The 18,566-nt window shown below is 36.1% G+C and carries 19 protein-coding genes; 2 read left to right on the top strand and 17 right to left on the bottom strand.

Annotated elements, in window-relative coordinates; genetic code table 11:
* Positions 1–82: 82 nt before the first annotated feature.
* A complete protein-coding gene (locus tag FQ087_RS05405) occupies positions 83–448 on the bottom strand; it encodes a DUF3221 domain-containing protein (RefSeq protein ID WP_149579491.1) in 366 nt (121 codons plus the stop codon).
* 242 nt (positions 449–690) lie between these two features.
* A complete protein-coding gene (locus tag FQ087_RS05400) occupies positions 691–1,518 on the bottom strand; it encodes a MerR family transcriptional regulator (protein WP_149579490.1) in 828 nt (275 codons plus the stop codon).
* 100 nt (positions 1,519–1,618) lie between these two features.
* On the opposite strand from FQ087_RS05400, the gene FQ087_RS05395 reads away from it, so the two are divergent.
* Positions 1,619–2,068, top strand: coding sequence for a GNAT family N-acetyltransferase (locus FQ087_RS05395; protein WP_149579489.1), 450 nt, complete (start codon positions 1,619–1,621; stop codon positions 2,066–2,068).
* Between the two features lie 49 nt (positions 2,069–2,117).
* On the opposite strand, the gene FQ087_RS05390 is transcribed toward FQ087_RS05395, so the two are convergent.
* From FQ087_RS05390 to FQ087_RS05375, 4 genes are all read right to left on the bottom strand, one after another.
* On the bottom strand, positions 2,118–3,038 hold the full coding sequence (locus FQ087_RS05390) for a phosphotransferase (protein ID WP_149579488.1): 921 nt from the start codon (positions 3,036–3,038) through the stop codon (positions 2,118–2,120).
* A 25-nt stretch (positions 3,039–3,063) separates the two neighbouring features.
* A complete protein-coding gene (locus FQ087_RS05385; protein WP_149579487.1) occupies positions 3,064–3,501 on the bottom strand; it encodes a GNAT family N-acetyltransferase in 438 nt (145 codons plus the stop codon).
* A gap of 279 nt (positions 3,502–3,780) precedes the next feature.
* Positions 3,781–4,329 carry a GNAT family N-acetyltransferase gene (locus FQ087_RS05380; RefSeq protein ID WP_149579486.1) on the bottom strand — a complete coding sequence of 183 codons (549 nt, stop codon included), beginning with the start codon at positions 4,327–4,329 and terminating at the stop codon, positions 3,781–3,783.
* A gap of 297 nt (positions 4,330–4,626) precedes the next feature.
* A complete protein-coding gene (locus FQ087_RS05375) occupies positions 4,627–5,610 on the bottom strand; it encodes a helix-turn-helix domain-containing protein (protein WP_188006642.1) in 984 nt (327 codons plus the stop codon).
* Positions 5,611–6,519: 909 nt separating this feature from the next.
* On the opposite strand from FQ087_RS05375, the gene FQ087_RS05370 reads away from it, so the two are divergent.
* Positions 6,520–7,668: a tyrosine-type recombinase/integrase gene (locus FQ087_RS05370; protein ID WP_255452151.1), complete on the top strand. Its 1,149-nt coding sequence runs from the start codon at positions 6,520–6,522 to the stop codon at positions 7,666–7,668.
* A 468-nt stretch (positions 7,669–8,136) separates the two neighbouring features.
* Here FQ087_RS05370 and FQ087_RS05365 read toward each other — a convergent pair whose 3' ends face one another.
* From FQ087_RS05365 to aroA, 11 genes are all read right to left on the bottom strand, one after another.
* Entirely contained in the window at positions 8,137–8,910 is a 774-nt protein-coding gene (locus tag FQ087_RS05365; RefSeq protein ID WP_149579484.1) for a GNAT family N-acetyltransferase, read from the bottom strand.
* A 704-nt stretch (positions 8,911–9,614) separates the two neighbouring features.
* A complete protein-coding gene (locus FQ087_RS05360; protein ID WP_149579483.1) occupies positions 9,615–10,007 on the bottom strand; it encodes an FAS1-like dehydratase domain-containing protein in 393 nt (130 codons plus the stop codon).
* A gap of 158 nt (positions 10,008–10,165) precedes the next feature.
* Positions 10,166–11,098: an MBL fold metallo-hydrolase gene (locus FQ087_RS05355; RefSeq protein ID WP_149579482.1), complete on the bottom strand. Its 933-nt coding sequence runs from the start codon at positions 11,096–11,098 to the stop codon at positions 10,166–10,168.
* Positions 11,099–11,611: 513 nt separating this feature from the next.
* Entirely contained in the window at positions 11,612–12,184 is a 573-nt protein-coding gene (locus tag FQ087_RS05345; protein WP_149579481.1) for a DUF6434 domain-containing protein, read from the bottom strand.
* 286 nt (positions 12,185–12,470) lie between these two features.
* A complete protein-coding gene (locus FQ087_RS05340; RefSeq protein WP_149579480.1) occupies positions 12,471–12,887 on the bottom strand; it encodes a VOC family protein in 417 nt (138 codons plus the stop codon).
* A 108-nt stretch (positions 12,888–12,995) separates the two neighbouring features.
* Positions 12,996–13,691: a VOC family protein gene (locus FQ087_RS05335; RefSeq protein ID WP_149579479.1), complete on the bottom strand. Its 696-nt coding sequence runs from the start codon at positions 13,689–13,691 to the stop codon at positions 12,996–12,998.
* Positions 13,692–13,775: 84 nt separating this feature from the next.
* On the bottom strand, positions 13,776–13,967 hold the full coding sequence (locus FQ087_RS05330; protein ID WP_149579478.1) for a hypothetical protein: 192 nt from the start codon (positions 13,965–13,967) through the stop codon (positions 13,776–13,778).
* A 150-nt stretch (positions 13,968–14,117) separates the two neighbouring features.
* Positions 14,118–14,768, bottom strand: coding sequence for a response regulator (locus FQ087_RS05325; protein ID WP_149579477.1), 651 nt, complete (start codon positions 14,766–14,768; stop codon positions 14,118–14,120).
* Entirely contained in the window at positions 14,758–16,410 is a 1,653-nt protein-coding gene (locus FQ087_RS05320; protein ID WP_149579476.1) for a GAF domain-containing sensor histidine kinase, read from the bottom strand. The genes FQ087_RS05325 and FQ087_RS05320 overlap by 11 nt, the downstream gene beginning before the upstream one ends.
* A gap of 71 nt (positions 16,411–16,481) precedes the next feature.
* Positions 16,482–16,967 (bottom strand): tetratricopeptide repeat protein, encoded by a 486-nt coding sequence (locus tag FQ087_RS05315; RefSeq protein WP_149579475.1) that lies wholly within the window; start codon positions 16,965–16,967, stop codon positions 16,482–16,484.
* Positions 16,968–17,052: 85 nt separating this feature from the next.
* Positions 17,053–18,408 (bottom strand): 3-phosphoshikimate 1-carboxyvinyltransferase, encoded by a 1,356-nt coding sequence (aroA, locus tag FQ087_RS05310; RefSeq protein ID WP_255452150.1) that lies wholly within the window; start codon positions 18,406–18,408, stop codon positions 17,053–17,055.
* Positions 18,409–18,566 lie beyond the last annotated feature (158 nt).

The following is an 18,566-nucleotide window of genomic DNA, read 5'->3' as shown; positions in this document are numbered from 1 at the left end:
CTTTGCTAGTCGGTTCCAAAATAATTGCCTTGAATTTTTCTGCAAGTTGCGTTGGACCTGCGGCATGTCATAGCTAGTTTCATCAATTGTAACTAGCCCAGGTGAAGCCATGATTTCTAAAATCGAATGGATGTAATGAAGGCTGTGCCGCCTCTACAATCTCGATATTCAAAGCTTTTGCAGAAGCTGGCGACGATTCAGCGATTGGTCCAGCTATCCATAAGACAACTTCATGCCCCTCTTCAAACTTCGTTATATCTCCGTGATCGGGCAGTGCCAGCCAAATGAAGTCCATATCCGGATCATTCACCAAAACTCGATTTCCTTCAACATCGACTTCCGTAAAAATGCCTTTACTATCGATCTGTCCTTCAACCGCCTTATCCTTCGCTTCACACCCAGCTAAGTTCATGCAGACAATCAGTAATAAGAATAGATATCTCTTCATAAGATTGTCTTCCCCCTCTATCTGATTTGACGGGTGTTTATAATGAAAGTTACTGAAAAGTTGAATTAGTTACTGTGCAAAAAAATCTACTTCGGTAAAATCAACTTTTAAGGAAGTCCAGAAGTAAGAAGAATAATGAATCGTAAAAAAGTGATTGGTTCAAAGGATTCCTCCTTTAAATCAATCACTTTTTTTCACTTGATTTTTTATAAGCACTACACTCATATGCAATCTTGATCAATTCATACACGCTCAACATGCATCATAATCTCCGTGACATAATCCTCACTGCCACTCACCGATATTTCATCTAACACATATTCCTCATACGTGTAGTTGGTCAGCACTAAATTATTAGTACGTATGAAATCCTGCATTTTTTCAAATGTTTGATGAATAAATTCCTCGCTTCCTTTATGGTAAGCCACCACAAACAGGCCTTTTGGTTTTACATAACAAGCAATTTGCGGGTCCAGTTGTTCCATCCTCGTATAGAGATAGGAATAATTTTCATAGTCCCCTTGCTCGACTTGTTCTTTACTGACCATCGCTCCAATGGGATAACCAATATCCAACTGATTGTCTTTGACAAATTCGATAAATGTAGAAACTGATTTAAGGAAGCCCTTATCCGAACAGTCCAAAATCGAACCGCTAAGAAACATCCGTTCCTCCTCTTGTTCTTGTAATGTAATCTGTGAATAATCAATGGTTAATGCACGTTCTGTTAGCTCAATCTTCTTCTGGATAATTTTTTGTATACCCTTCAAATTGCTAATTTTTATATCAATTTCTTTTGATTTATTTTTTAAAAGTTCAATGAGCTCTACTGGGGTTTTATTTTCCAAAAATAATTTAATTTCTTTTAACGGCATGTCGACTTCTTTTAATAGTTGAATGACGGAAAAAACATCGAATTGGTGGTACGAGTAGTATCGATAGCCTTTGTCGTTGGTGATTTCGGGAGACAGTAGCCCGATTTCATCGTAATGAAACAACGTTTGTTTTTTCACTTTACATAGTTTGGCGAATTCACCGGTTGTAAAAAATTTATGCAGCGTCTGACTCATTTGAAAGTACCTCCTTGACTGTATGGTAACCGTATACTTTAGGATGTAATTGTACCATTACAAAACTCAATGGGTACGAAATAGAAAGGATATGATAGTCATGAGTATATCCATTCATGACGTAACAAAAGACAATGAAGATGAAATTTTAAGGTTGAGCGTGGCTGAATCACAAACGAACTTTATAGAAACCACAAGGCAATGTTTAGAGGAAGCGAAGGAATGCGCTCATTATCAACCCGTTGGCCTTTACGCGAACAATGAGCTAGTCGGCTTTGCTATGTATGGGTGTTTTCCAGAAGCACAAGAACAGAGTCGTGTGTGGTTAGACCGTTTTCTCATTGACGCTAACTTTCAAGGCCTGGGCTATGGAACAATCATGTTACAATCAATGATTGAAAAGTTAGTGCAAGAATTTTCTTGCCAAAAAATCTATTTAAGCATATACGAGGACAACCATTCAGCCATTTACTTGTATCAGAAATTCGGATTTCAGTTTAACGGTGAGTTTGATGTGAATGATGAAAAAGTTATGGTGAAAAATATATAGGCATCACCAAAAAGTGCTCAACCCATAATTGGTTTGAGCACTTTTTTAATCAACCAAGACCATAGCTTGAAGTATCAAACAATATCTTGAGTAGACCACCGAAAAGAATCCGTTGAGACGTATTTTCCCAATCCTCTTCTACATCGGCCATCAGCCACATGACTTCATCCAAAAAGACATGCTCCACTGCATATTGCCAATAAGCATATTCTACATCAGTAAATGTCACTGATTTCGTATAGCCTTGTATGAATAGCTGCCATCGTGCAGGTGTGAATGGTACATCAGGAGCTGTTGTTAATTCGTTATGAAATAGTAGTAACGCCAATGCTAAATCGAAGATGCGTGGCACCCACGCTGCATTGTCTGGATCAATTAAATAGGGCTCCGGGGTATAGATTAAGTTATTCGCTTTGAAATCATGAGGGGTTGCTACAGATGTCATGCCACTACTTTTAAGTTCATCTTGTTGGGATACTATTTGTAATAGCTTCTCTTTTAGTTGGAGTTCATCCATTTCAAAATGATGGCTTGCAGCATTTTTCGCTATTTTCTCAACACTCTCCGTCACTTCATCCTTATTGAAATCAAAAACATCGTATTCTTTCAGGTCAAATGTATTTCTTGTAGGCGAAAGAGCGTGTATTTTTCCTAAAAGCTCGCCCGCTGCTATAATTTCTGTCTCTGTACCTGAATAGGTTGCTCCTTCAATAAATGGATAGACAACGTATGTATCATCACCAATCGTTTGAGGGTTATTAGACGTTGCAAGTGCTGGTGTTACGATTAAAACACTGTTTTCTTTTAAAAAAGTTGTATACGTCATCAATCGACGTGCCCTTTCCATAGGGTGCTGTGTTTTCTTTATAATTGCATCATTAACCCGATAAACTGGCGAAAAAGGATAGATACTTGCAGGTTCCTCCTTTGCATAAAAACCAAATTTCTGTAAGATATGTATTCCAGTCACGTTAGTCCCCCCCATATATTTAGCATTAAACACTAAAAAAGTAAAAATGATTAGTTTCTTTGTTAAACCCGATTTTTTCATAAAGACTTTGAGCTGTTACATTTTCTTTACCTGTCTCAAGCAGAACTCCTTTTGCATCCGTCTCCTCCGCAAAAGCAATCGCTGTTCGTATTAATTTCTCGCCAAATCCTTTGCCACGACCATTTTCTTTCACATACAAATCGTTTAGCACCCATGTCCGTTTCATACTTACCGATGAAAATGACGGATAAAGTTGTACAAAACCAATAGAATCACTTCCATCATAAGCAATAAAGATGACCGACTCCTCGTTATGTAACCTTTCTTTGATAAACTTCCTTGCACCGCTTAGATCAGATTTTTGCTGATAAAATAGCCTATACAAATCAAAAAGCTCGGCTAAAGAATCAAGGTCACTTACCGTTGCTTTTAGAATACTCATGTAGTTCCCTCCTGAATTATTATACTTATGAATCATCTGATTTCACTATAATTTAATTCTGAATTGTTGATCATTTATTCTGATTATGGCACTACCGAAGAATGGGCTCTATTCTTTAAGACCCTACTACTAATTCTACCTGTTACCATTATTCTCAATGGAGTTTCATACCATGTTAAAAGTGAATCGTATTCAGAGTCTTTATTATGAGCAAAACGAATTGCTAGTACTATATTACTTACCCATGTATATTTTGTAATTGGCCATTTAGCATTTAGTTTACTCAATTTCAAGCCAATCCTCAGCTAGCATGCCATAAACAACATGGTCAACATAATGATCATATAGCCATTCCGCTTGGCGAATGCACCCTTCTTTTGTAAAATTCAACCTCTCAGGTATCGCTCTACTCTTCTTATTTTCAACAGCCGCACGGATCTCGACACGGTTTAAGCCCAGCTCAACAATTGCATGGTTCACAAAAGCACTAACGGATTTAGTCATGAGTCCCGAGCCTTCATAGCCATTGCCTAACCAGTATCCAATGCTTGTCGATTTATTGTTCCAATCAATCTTGTGAAATCCGATGACACCGGCAATCTTTTCATTATGCCAAATGCCTGCTTGAAATCCATTATTATCACTAAATTGTTTCATTGTTGACTTTATAAATGCCTCTGTATCTGCCGAAGACTTCGTAAGTTCAATGAATGGCAGCCACTCTCTTAAACTCTTTTTCGATTGATCAGTTAACAAAAATAACGACTCCGAATCTTGTGGAGTTAACATCTTTAATGTTGTTTTTTCATCAATGTGATAAGTAAACATATAAATCTCCCCCTTCATGAACGATCATTTTCTACTAGTTCTGTATGAACCTAAGTCATTATTATTCGACAAAAACAGCGAAATTCCTCTTATTAGGTGATTTTCCTCTTCATGAAAACAAGTTTCCGTTTTTTATTGATGCATGGAACATTAATTTATAATTCAAAAAGCGACTTTAGTTTACATAATAATATTATGAGTAATATATATATTTCCTAATTAACATCCCCAAAATATTTATGCTCAACAAAAAAAGAGCTGAAAATCAGCTCTTTTTTTGGGGAAATAAGGCATTCTTTATTCGATTGTTTCTTCTCTTGCAATCTTCTCCCGTACTGCCTCTTCCACATATTCACTCATAGACAGACCTTTTTCTTTAGAAATCTCTTGTAATTCATCTAGCAGGTTGTTAGGTAAATCAAATGTCGTACGCCGATAACCGCTAATTAGCGTCCACTCAGCTTCTCCGAACACAATATCACCTAGTACGAGAAATTTCTTGATAATACTCTCTGTAAGAATGTCTGGTACCGCTATAGGCAATGTGATTACACCGCTTTTTATCGACAGATTGATGTGTGTCTCCTGCTCGCGGATGCGGATGTTTTCGATCCCCCATACTTGGTAGATGAAATCAAGAAAATCAAACGATTCTTGTAAATCTTTTGGCAATAAGAAGTCTGTATACCCTCTTACTCTACTGTTGGGACGATGAATCGGATACACCGCCTCATACTGATAAATATGGATACCATTCGTAAATGGTATCCATGTACGCGATTGCAAATAGAACCCCCATTCTTGGTTGTCGTTGCGTAAAACACGCATATCTTGTCCCTGTTGTGTGCGGAAAAGCTGATAAAGTACGATGTCAAATTTAGCATCATAAAATTCAACTCGTGTCCCGCGCGTAGATGCAGTTCGTTCGATTTCTTGTTGGATCCACGCCGCCGTTTCATCAGGGATGGAATAGATGGTACGCTCATCGCCAACTGGCAATTCATCCACGGGTAGAGTTGTCTCTCGAATTAGGGCGTATATACGTTGCGTTGTGACGCCCAGCTGCTTAGCGAGTGTAGAAGGCCGTAGACCCAACGGCTGATGGCGTTGGCGTTCAATCGCAAGCGCATCTACTTCTTCCTGTTTGTACCTAGCTTCGCGTATTAGACGATGTAGATTTGGTATTTTGATGATTTTCTTTTGTTTAGCATAGTGGTAGACAGTAGCCTTAGAAATACCAAGTATGTCCGCTACCTCTTGCCTCGTGTACCAATTTTTCAAGTGAATTTCCCCTGTCTGTCGAATGAATATGATGTGAATACTGGGCATTTCATGCGTATTTCATTGCGTTTTACTAAGTATTTTTATATAAAAACACAAATAAATAGTGCTTTTTTTACTAAATTAAGCGTTTAAAATGATCGTTTTCATATAGTAATTTAAATTTATCTGGATGATAACACTATTTTACTACATCTCATTAATGTTAACTATTATAAATATAAGTATAGTTAATATGAATAAAATAGATACTAAAATACTAGAGTAACTCATTATATTATTACACATTATTACTACTAGTTTAACGTATATAAATTACAATAGCAAATGCATATCATATTAGAATACATTCTTTCTAGATACAAATAATATATAACCTAAACAAAGGAACTGTTTTTTTATATCAGATTAAATTTATGATAGAATGGATATGTTGATAGAAACTAAATGCACTTACCTATAAAATGATTGTATTATTAAACTATATAAAGGAATATTTTTGGATTGATAAAAAACAGTGTTAACTGTTTTTTATTTACAGATTCAAAAATATCAGCTGTAAATACCTGCAACAAGAATGTATTTCTAAAACCGAGCGATTTACGCTGAAATCCAAAATAGTATGTTAATTAAAGTTGAAAATAGGGTTAAAAATATTGATTGTATTACAAAACATCGTAATACCATTACATATCGATTTATAAAATGAGCGTTAGGTTTTTTTGAAAAACATGAACTAAAATTGCTGGAAATGAGATTTCCATAAATTTGTTTATTGAAATATCAATTAACCATACTATTCGAAATAGAGTGGTTAATAAAGTTCAAAATAGGGTTAAAAATATTGATTGTATTCTAAAACAATATAATACATAATTTTTGGATTTTGAAAAAGGAGTGTTAAGGTTATTGAATTTTTTAACGAGTGATACCAAACAGTTACAAATGAATAGTTTAAAAATAGAATTACAAAATCAAGCAACTTTACCTGCTCTTCAAAGTCGATTAGATGAGGCTGAGAAAGAAGGACAACTGGCTTTTCATGATTTTACGGATCCGGACATGATGAAATGGTTTCTTTACGAACGCCGCCACTTGAACCAAAAAAATGACCGTACGGAGAGGACTGTTCGTGAGTATGAGCGTGAGCTTCTACTCTTCATCGAACAGCTCTTCACGTACAGTACAGAAATTGATGTAGATGTTGCCTATATAATAGAAGGTTCTCTGTTTAAATCACTTCAATCGCGTCATTTAAGAAAGTATCAGGAGTGGTTAGCAACTGAAAGTCCGTATGTGATTAGTAAAGGTTCATACTCTCCCGCCACACTTGAACGGAAAACGACGATACTGAAAGCCTTTTTTGCATTTCTGCATCGCACTGGTTATATCCAGGAACCGATTCACCAGGGACTAAGGATTGCTACAGTTCGAAAAGATGATCGACCTAATCGTGATTTAGGTCCAGTCGATGTCGTTACGCTACTTAATACGTTTAGGGACATGAAACAGCCAGTCATGTTTATGATAATCCATGTCCTTACAACTACAGGAATTCGGAATGAAGAGTTTTGTATCTTGCAGGTGAAAGACTTAAAAGTGGATGCTATTCAAGGTGGCTATTATCTTGATGTGTTGGGGAAAGGTAATAAGAGGCGGCATGTTCCGCTGAAAGAGAAAGTGGTACATAGCATACGGAATTTCCGCCATGCACGGGGCCTGCTGCCAATAGAACAAGCTAAACTGGGTGATCCTCTTTTTACAACGAATACAGGACGAGCTTATTCCCCCTCGTATTTATCGCAGTATGTGAAAAAGGAGATTACAAGTTTAGAGCAGCTGAAGTTATCGGATCAAACGATGAAAATCACCCCACACGTATTCCGACACGCATTTGCGATCATTTCAAAGCTAAATGGAGTAGATATATACGACATCATGAGATCACTTGGACACGAGAAGATTGAAACGACGATGATTTACTTGGAGAAGGTCTTCGAGAAGGAACGTCATGCGATTCATTCATGGAAATCGGAAGGTTTTGGAGAGTATATTTAGAACATGAACAAGTACAGCCCCTTATGTCGTTGAAATTCTGACATAAGGGGCTGTACTTTGTGGAATCAGTAAGCCCTTGCTAGCTCAATTTCCCCCAGTATTCCTAATCTTTTAGTTAGTCCTCTAATCCATGTGATCGACTCTAATACAACTTTCAATCCGAGTATACAGTTGGAAAATAACTTCTTCTATAAGTTTTATTTCTCAATAGACATCTGTTTTAGTAAAGAAAATGTTTCTACATTCAAGTCATCAGGTGACGAACAAAATGCAAATATAAAGTCGTAAATTATAAGGCATACCAATGTTATGGTTATTTTTAATTACGTTTAAAAATCGGGATAATGAGGTTCAAAGACGTTTATAACTGTTGATTAATTCGAAATTCAAAAACCGACTAAATTCTACATAATTGTAGCACCCATCCTATTTTGAGAGCAGAGTAAATTCACATAAAAGTGAATGGTATTATTTCACATATTCAATGAAGTACGTATCATATGACTCTTTAAAAATATAGCCGAGTTTTTCAGCTAATTTAACAGATTCGTTATTAGCCGCATCCCAACTCGGATAGAATCCTCTATCCAGGCAGTCTAATATCAACGCGGAGGCTGTTATTGTTGCTAAACCTTTTCTTCTATGTTGAGGATGTGTAGCAATTTCAATCTCAATTCCATCATCATAAATACTAAATGATGTTGCTCCACATACGACTTGTCCCTCATTCAAAATTACAAAACCTACTCCAAGATTAATAAAATCATCTATAGAATTAAACTGAGTTGTAAAATCTTCTGATAACTCATGCAAAGATGCTTCTTTTGCTATCACCGCATCTATTTTTTTCAGTTCATATCCTTCTGGTAATGGAGATAATAAGGTCTGTATGTGACTCTTATTGAGGTGTTCTGGATTTTTATAAAATTTAAATCGTTGAAACTTCTCAATTGAACCTTTATGTACTGTTTCGATTTGTTTTTTCCAATCCTCTGTATTTACTATAACAAGATTATAATCTGACAGATTGCACAGAAGTTCTTCTGCTGTCTTTGTAGTAGGATTTCCAGCAAAAAAAACAAATATCCCCACAGTTATTTGTGCAACTGTAGGATTTTCAAGATCGTCCACCCACGTTGTTCCCATATGCCCTTGAAGACATGAAAGTATAATAGTACTGTCCATACCATCGAACATTGGGATAAGCTTTTTTCTCAAATCCTTACTTAACTCAAAAATCATTGAATTCCTTCTCTCTATATATGAAATATTCAATCTCTACAACTATGATATCATTAATTTTCAATAAATGTAAAATACGTCCTTATATTTATTCCGTTTTCCACATAATGGAATTGAGCGTTAAAATAACCTGCTCATTAGACATACATGTACCTCGAAATAAGTGCTACACCAAGAAGATATTTTACGGGTGGATTCCATTCCTGGAATGTCCCTTCGTATTACTGGAAAAATCTTGGCTGAAATCGGAACCAATGTCGGATTTAATTTCTATGCTCTCCCCATCTAAGTTCTTGGGCAAGATTAGTACCTTGCCATAACGAAGCTGTTGGTAAAAGGAAAAAAGAACACACATATTAAAGGTCCGTCTAGTAGAAGCCGCTCACTCTGTAAATACTTGAAACAATGTGTAGGCGTACAGATGCACGAAAAGGTATAAACGTGCTGTATTTCTGTCGCCCACAGCATTTTTAGAATCACCTATTATCTCTTAACTCGCAAAAAAATGTGTGTAGGCTTAGGTGAAGATTATTCCGTTAATAGGCCAGAAAACGTATATTGCAATGTTTAATTACTGAATAATAAGTCTTTTGAACCAACAAATAATCTGAACCAATAACTTGACGTTATTCACTCTATTTTAAAAAATATAAAAAAACGTTTTTCTTTTAGTGTTGCCATTTAGCACAGTTTGTCGTTTTATTTTAATGAGAAGAAAGTATTATACCAGAAAAATCCCCTTTCAATACTTCTTTCCCATTCTGATTTTCACATAAAAACGATGCAATTAAAGCAGTTCTATTTTTATTATTCTGTTGCCTTTCGTATTTTTGAATTTTAACTTCACAAATTATTGTATCTCCAGTGAACACTGGTCTTAAAAACTCAAAATTCATCGTTTGAGCTAGTACATTATGATCTCCACCTACTTTTGTTGGTAGAGTTGCCGTTAATAACCCTTGAACTACAAGTCTTCCCTGTTCATCTGGGGTAATATGATGAATCCCTTCATCACCTGAAATCTCCAAAAACAATTCAACATCCCTTACTGTAAATGTCCGTTCAAATGAAATTATATCTCCTACTTTTAATGTCATATAAATCACCCCTAAAAGTTGTATACTGTATGGTGGTTAATAACTAGAATATTACGATAATTAACGATAATATTCTACTATCATTTTTCGTTTCAAAAAAGAGACCATTGCTATATGATAGGGTACACTGTTTTTAATTCACTTCATACTTGTTTTAGTTATATGATAAAATAGCTAGATTTCCAATCTATAGGTTTTGTATTCCGATTCATCCATTCTTCTTGTGGTGCTTGGTGTGGTGCGGTAGCGATGAATTGATTATTGTGCCAGGTTGCTGCACCGGAACGAATCATTTCATTGATCAGGATTTGAATAAATTCTTCTGGTCGAAGCTGAAAAGAGTGGCGTGCAAAATCTTGGAACCAACCACAGTTTAGTAGGTAGTTATCGATTTCTTCTTTTGCTAATCCGTTTTTAATAATTAATGTGAATGAAAAAATCCTCTTGCAAGCATGCCATGAAACTTTTTCTGGTATACTTAGCCACTTTTCAAAACGCTCCCTTGCTGCATCAATAGAAGCCTGAGGATTCTCCATTTGAGGTCCATGTCCCGAATATGCCTTTTGAATCCGGAGCAAGGACAATCGATCCAAACTTTCTATAGATCGTTGGATAGATCCAATTCCCTCGCGAAAGATATTTAACCATCCGATATCATTTTTGTGAAAGAGATCCCCGCAAATTAATATCTCTTCTTCAGGTTCATATAAAGAAATATGCCCTAAAGTATGTCCCGGTGTGTGCAGCACTTTCAAAATTTTGCTACCTGTATTTATCTCATCGTTATCTGAGAGCATTATATCGACTCGATAAGGTTCTACAGGCTGATCTAACCATTCTGAACTACATGCTTCAATGTCATTAGAATTAATTAAATCAGCTTCCCATTTATGAGCAGCAATCTTAACACCATAATTTTTTTGAAGATGAAAATTGCCTCCTACATGGTCACTATGATAGTGCGTATTCACAATGAGGTATAATTCTTCTGGTGAAACGCCTACCTTTTTAATTAGTTGTTCTGTCTCTTCTGCTTCGCTCCCAAAACCAGTATCAATAAGGATCGGAAGCTGATCCTTAATAAGAATCATATTTGCACTTGGAAATTTTCTTTCAAAGAAAATAACACTAGATTTTTCCAGAAGCTATTCCTCCCTAAATTTAATGACTGCACAATAGTGATTGAGCGTTCACCCATTCATTATTGTATAATGGTATTTCAGCATCCCCTGACGTTATCTTTGGCGTAGGTGGTTCTGTAAGAAAAGGTTGAAAATATAAATATTTATAACAATTTTTGGATATAAAAATCGCATAAGAAAGTATGACATAAAAGTAGTTGTCTGGTTTACAGTAGGTTTTGATGTAGCCATTTTGTAGGCGAGATAGAGCATATAAACCCAGCCGATAATTTACAAAACTGATACGTTATTTTGTCACCGATGTGCGTACTATTTGATATTTAAAACACTTCTTATTATTGAACTAGCCTGATCGTTAGGTAAGTAATAAGAGCCCTATTATCGCAACATTAATTGGTGATAAGTAGCTCTCCACTATCATTTTTCTTATAGAACCAAATACTCATAAGAGCTAAAAAGCGGCTATTTGTCAGATGTATATTTGTTACTCCCAGGAAGCTTTTTAAGGTGATTCCAGGCATCAATTGCTTCTTGACGACTTTTACCCTTATTTTTAGAGTCTGCGAAAAAATCACTCGTAAATTGATTGTATTCAAATTGAGGTCCGATTTTTTTCTTATACGATGGGGCTTTCTTTCGATCTTCTTCTTCATACCAAGCAATTACAACATCACGATAAGTCTTTCCTACATTTTTCTTAATATAGTTTTGAATATAAGTGGAAAAGTGAAATTTAGAATTAATCGCTATCTTGAAAAAGGCTCTTACGTTTTGACTGCAACGATGATTTTCCGTAATGAATGTTTCAAGGTTCAATTCATTTTGCGTGTAAAGTATCTTCTTAACTTTTGAATTTCTCAATGGTTTTGTTATCTCTCCTGTTCGAAGAAATAGTTCAATTCTATCTGAAATTTCCATCTTAGACCCAGTTGAACTTATTCCATTCTCCCTACAATATAATTGTAGCTCTTCTTTCAACCAGTAAAAGTCTTTAAACTCTTGAACATTACTGTTTTTTGTAAGCTTCGGTCTCACTACTGACACTCCCATTTATACTTATTCTCAATACATACGATTGTTTAAATGATTAATTCTAAAAATATCAAGTATATTCTCTGATGGATACACTGACTACATGCAATCTTTATTAAAATACCATTCGATTGCTTTAGACCTATAAAAGTTTGTTAGCTCCATTAATGCGAGAAGTAAGGGGGCCTGATGTATTAATGACTTGTGAAGCCTCCAGTTAAATTAACCCTACTGTATATACATTAATTCACTGAGAACTCCAAATACAATCAAATTAGTCTTTATTATTTTACGCTATGCCAGGCGTGTTCATTAAGACAATTCTCCAACCGTCCGGGTCTTCTATGGTTATCCCTAATTTTGCCCAATATGGATTTTCAGGAGGTACTGAATCATATCCCATAGATTTCAGCCTATTTGCGATTTCTTCTATAGTCCTACTATCCGGAATATATAAAACTAGCAAATTATCTTTCGTAGGGACCGGACATGGACTGCCATCAATATGTTGTGTAAATTCTAAATGATAGGTCGTATTAGGAAGCCCAATCATTAAACCATCATATCCCTCATGTCCTTCAAATGAACCCACTTTACGTAGACCAATTCCTTCACAATAGAACTCTTCAACCTCTCTTAACTGATCCGTAGGACGTGCCACTCGAACTTGTGCAACTTGCATTTCTGCTGGCCATTGATTTCCCATAATCCCAATCCTTTCAGTATAATTCTTATTTCATTAATTGTATCAACAAATCTACACTTTATAAATATTCAGTCACCATAATTTTCCTCTACTCAGCATAAAAGGTAATCAATACATATTTGTAGCCTTATCGTTCGGATAAATCTGTAACTCATTATCCGAATCGATGACAATTTTGTGGTTGTTTATTAATATAATTTCAAGTGGATGAATCGTAGACAGTTTATCAGAAAACAACCACTTCCTCCCAGGCTCAGTTAATAATAGGAATACCCCTTTTTCTTTCTCTCCCATAAAATTAAGCTGTTCCTTGCTTATTTCACTATTTTCATGTTCAGTAACTCCAATTCTCTTCAGCTGTTTACTTGCATCTATTGAGTCATTTACAATTAAACTAATTTCGCTTATATTGGCTATACTATTGATTGAAAAAGGTATCAAACTGTCTTTGGATACTAAATGTCTTGATATAAACTCTACGATATTGCCAGCAGGGTCATAGAAATATAGTGCATGTGATTGAAGAAATTGAACTTCATCCTTATCATCTTCAACCGTTAGAATTACTCTTTCTTTTGTCCACGATTTTGCTTCTGTAAATTTATTAGCTGGAATGTTAAAGGCGAAGTGATAGAAGGGGTTACCTTCTGTTTCATTTGTGGTAAACTCTAACTCACTTGTGCCAACAGCTATTCGAAAGCTAACCATATCTTCTTTAATTAAAGAGAATCCTAAAGTGTCAACATAGAATTTTTTCATTTCCATTAACTTATTGGTTCTCAAAACGACTAATTTTATTTCCATTTAATCGTAACTCCTCCTTAGAATTTGTTTTTAACTTTGCAAAATCGCTAATTATTTCCAACATACTAGAACAATCACTTAGATTTAAAAATCGCAATTACAACAATCAATCCTGATTTTTTGGGTAAATAGATTGAAACGCAGGCTTTTTTTTGCCGTCTGATTATTATTGGAGATTGCAGGCTTTCCACATTTTCTATTCCTATCAGCAATTGCATCTACTTGTTTTTTCCGTGTCTCTACTTCGTAACTAACAACATATCCATTAAAATCCATGGTTTAGTTCCTCCCTTGTTTTATCTTAGTCTCAAGATTAATGATACAGCTAGATAGCCCCCGCAGTCTTCGGGATTTTGAATGAATAATGGCAGCAAAATACCCCTACTATTAATGTAGGGGTTCTACGACTTTCGTATGAAACTATTCTTAATTATCAAAAATACAGTTTTTTATCGCGAAAATAGCAGCTTGTGTTCGATCATTTAGGTCAAGTTTACTTAATATGTTACTCACATGTGTTTTCACTGTTTTTTCTGTTATGTTCAATTCCAAAGCAATTTTTTTATTATTATTTCCAAGCGTAATTTGATTCAAAACATCTATTTCACGCTTTGTGAGTTCTGCTATTCTGGTCTCTGAATCTGTTGGTTGACCATTAGTGGATATACTTGCCAACAACAAATTTGTTGCTATGGGATGAAGTCGAGTTAGACCTTGGTATGCTGCGCGAATAGCTTCGACCAATTCATCAGGTTCAATGTCTTTCAGTTGGTAACCAATTGCACCTGCCCTAAGTGCAGGAAGTACATGATCTTGATCGAAATAGCTTGTTAAAACAATTACTTTTACATCCGGGTATGTTGATTTAATTTGTTTCGTTGCTTCAATTCCATCCATGATAGGCATCATCAGATCCATTAAAACAACGTCAGGTTTTAATTTACCAACTTCCTCAAGTGCCTTTAGTCCATTATTCGCCTCTCCAACTATTTCAATGTCGTTTTGGGTATTTAGAAAAAAGCGCAATCCTTGCAACACAACAAGATGATTATCAACTAGTAAAACTTTAATAGCCATGGCAATCACTTCCTTCTTTGTCCAGCCAAGGGATGATAATGTTTAATGTCGTTCCTTCACCAGGACTGCTTTGAATTTCCAATGATCCTCCTGCCAATTCTGCACGTTCCCTCATACTAATAAGGCCAAGTGACCATTTTTCGTTGAATAGCTTATCAAGATGAAAACCATTCCCTTGATCTGAAACTTCAAAAAAAACACCATCATTAGTTGTATGTAATCTGAGGAACACTTGACGTGTATCAGCATGCTTTTTTATATTGTTTAAGGCTTCCTGACCAATACGCCAAAGTGTTTCTTCGATTGCCCGAGACAAATTGTGTACGCCTTCAACATAACCGGACACAGCTAATCCAAGGTTATTTCCGTATTTTTTCAAACCTGCAATTAAACCCATTTCTACTCCGGCTGGACGAAGTTGCCAGATAAGTGATTTCATTTCTTTTAATGCATCCTGAGAAAGCTGCTGAATATCGTTCATGGCTTCTCTTAGAAGTGTATCGTCTTTTAGAATCATTGCCTTCACACCACTGCTTGTTAAAGACAATGAAAATAGTTTCTGGTTTACAGAATCGTGTAAATCCCGTGCAAGCCTATTACGTTCCTCATACAATAACAATTCTTGTCGTTTTTCATTAACTAGAATACTTTCCATAGCTAAAGAAATATGGTCGGATAGCGCTTTCAACACTTCTATTTCACTATCCGATAAAATCGTTTCCTTTTTTCCAGCAACAAAGAGAACCCCTCGTTGCACTTCCCCCAAAGTTAACAATGGTATCGCAATAGACGCCTCTTGCCCTGGGAGTCCCAGCGCAAGAAGCTGGTGATGGGCTGACTTATTTTTAATAATTTTTTGTTCAAAATAAGCCTTACTAATATCATTATTGGAACTGCTTGAAACTCGAATACTAGTATCTGTTTTTAGTTCTTTATTAAGGGCATGTAACCGTAGCCCACTACCTTCTTTCATATAAAAAGCAATCACTGGCCATTGAAATACTTTCTCGCTAGCTTCTACTACTTTTCCCGGTAGCTCTTGTACATCAGAAATTCCCCAAATAAAGCGAATCACTTCATCCAGTTTCTCAAAACTTTCTGCGCGGTTCTTTTGAGAATGATATAATTGAGTTCTTTTTATTGCCGTTCCTATTTGATAAGCCACCGATTGAAGTAAGGTTAGTTCTCCCTTAGAAAATTGTTTCTTTCCCGGAGATGCAACGTTTAAAATGCCAAACCTTTCTGTTCCAGCCGATAAAGGAATCGTCGCATGATGGGAAATCCCATTCGTATCTCCCCACGAATACTTCACGGCATTCTCCAAACGTTTGCATTTGCATTCTATCATATTAACTGGTTCAGTCAGCTTTCCATCCCAATATTCATTTAAACAAAAACATGTACCCTTACGCATCCGTTTGTTATTTTCAAATGACAGTGCAGCGGGTAAATTTGCACTTGCCACAAGACTATATCGGGGCTTTTCATCAACAAGAAATATCCATCCTGTTGCCAACCCAGTTACTTTTAATAATTCAATAAGTACAGATTGAAGCATGTTATTTAAGTCATTCGAACGATTTAACGTTTCAGCAATGACTTTTAATACCTTTAATTCATTTTCAGCTATGTCTTCATACAACTACTTCATCCCCTATTCAAAATCACGAAGATCCTTAAAAAATACCGATATAATTCCTTTGATGGACACGATTAACTCCAAACGTGATCTAATTTATCGGAATAAAAACCAACTGCTTTCTTATAACTTAAAATCTCTTGATCTACTGTCGTATCAGTTAAGCATTTAAGTAGTAACTCCATGGCTCCATCATGCTCTTTTAAATTATATAGTGTCATCGAGTAGAACACTTGGATGGCTCGATTGTCTGGAAACTGCTCCATTGCTTTTAGAAATATTTTTTTAGACTTTTCGTAATATCCCAATGTTCGATAGGTGCTTCCTAATCCTATAAAAGCTCCCTCTAATTCTTGTTCAGGTAGTCCTAGTTGGATAGCCTTTTCATAAAAAGGTACTGCTTGTGATTCTTCCCCTAATACATCAAAACTCCACGCACATTGATAGTTGATGAATGAATCCTCTGGATAAACTTTCACCAAAGTTAACAGTATTTCGTTCGATTCCTTGTGCTTACCTTCTATACGTAATTCAATTGCGCGATCTACTTCTTGACGCATAAATGTGTTCCTCCATCCGTCTTACTATTACAGTAAATCATTTCTTCGAAGTAAAGATGGTGGGTTGTATTGTTATTCTCTACTTTCAATTTAGTGAGTGATACTCAACACCTACACCCAGTTGACGCAGTAAGTCAAAATAGGTTGGACAAGTCTTTGATACGCAGCCGGGATCATTAATGACGATGCCTGGAACCTTCGCGCCAATCAATGCTAACGACATCGCCACTCGATGATCGTCATAGGAATCCAACGTTGCAGCATGTGGCGTTCCAGGATAAACAGTTAGGCCATCTTTATACTCTTTTACCTTGATACCAAGTTTTTGTAATTCTGTACAAATAGCGCTAATTCGGTCGGATTCATGATAGCGAATATGTTCAACATCTCGTATTGTAATTGGACCCGTTGCAAATGGGGCAATCGCAGCCAACGTCAGCGTCTGATCTGACATATCGAGCATGCTAATTTCAAACCCACCCTTCAACGTCGGTGTTCCGACTAACTCAATAAAGTCATTCCCTCTGGTAACAGTACATCCCATTTTTTCATAGATATTAATCATATTTATATCAGGTTGGCTATTTTTAGAAGAAAGATTAGTAATCTTCACACGACCATTTGTAATAGCAGCTAAGGCCAAAAAATAACTTGCAGTTGAAGCATCAGCCTCTAACTTGAGATCACAGGCCTTGTATTCGGATTTAGGAATAATGATTTCCCTAAGGTCTTCAGTGAATTGTGCTTTTACTCCGAATTTCTCCATTAGATTTAAAGTAATTTCAACGTAGTCTGGCTGAACAATGTGATCCGGGATAGTTACGGTTACGTCTTTTTTTGCATATGGACTTGCGAGTAGCACGCCACTTATAAATTGACTTGAAAGTTTGCCAGATATACTGACGGAACCTCCAGTGAGTTCGTTGGCCGTTATTCGGAGAGGGAAATAGCCGTCTTTATCTAGATAATCGATCTGTGCGCCCATTTTGGTAAGCGCATCGATTAAAGGTTTTATAGGACGTTCACTCATACTGTTACTTGCCTCTATAACCCAACTCCCGTTTTTTGAAACTGCTAGTGCACCAGGAAGAAAACGGGCAATAGTGCCTGCAGCACCTACGTATAAATTCGCATTTTCATTTGGCCAAACTGCATTATTACCATATACCGTAATTGTATCTCCCTTTAGTTCGGTCTTGATGCCAAGGTTATTGAGTGCATCAATACACCAATATGAATCATCACTTTTTAAAATTCCGGATAAGGTTGTGGTCCCGTTAGCTAAAGACGCCAGTATTAACGCCCTGTTTGTGAGACTTTTACTCCCTGGTATGCTAACTTCACCGTTAATGGATTGTGCTTCAGGTGGAGAGAGGCTTACGCTTTGAACTTGATTTAAGGTTGACCACGGCGACCGTGCTTTTAAATCGACACTACTCAAATTAAACATCCTTCCCGAGATTAAATTTTCAGATAAATCATAACCAGTACTCTATCACAATACACTATTACTCGTTTTAAATTAACTCTAAATTCTAACAATCAAACTTATAAATAATCCATTCTAATTGATCTGTTCACACATAGTTGGATTATTTT

The sequence above is a fragment of the Sporosarcina sp. ANT_H38 genome, from assembly GCF_008369195.1.
Classification (GTDB): Bacteria; Bacillota; Bacilli; order Bacillales_A; family Planococcaceae; genus Sporosarcina.
Note: the sequence above shows the minus strand (reverse complement) of the source record. Positions and strands in the feature narration are given on the sequence as shown.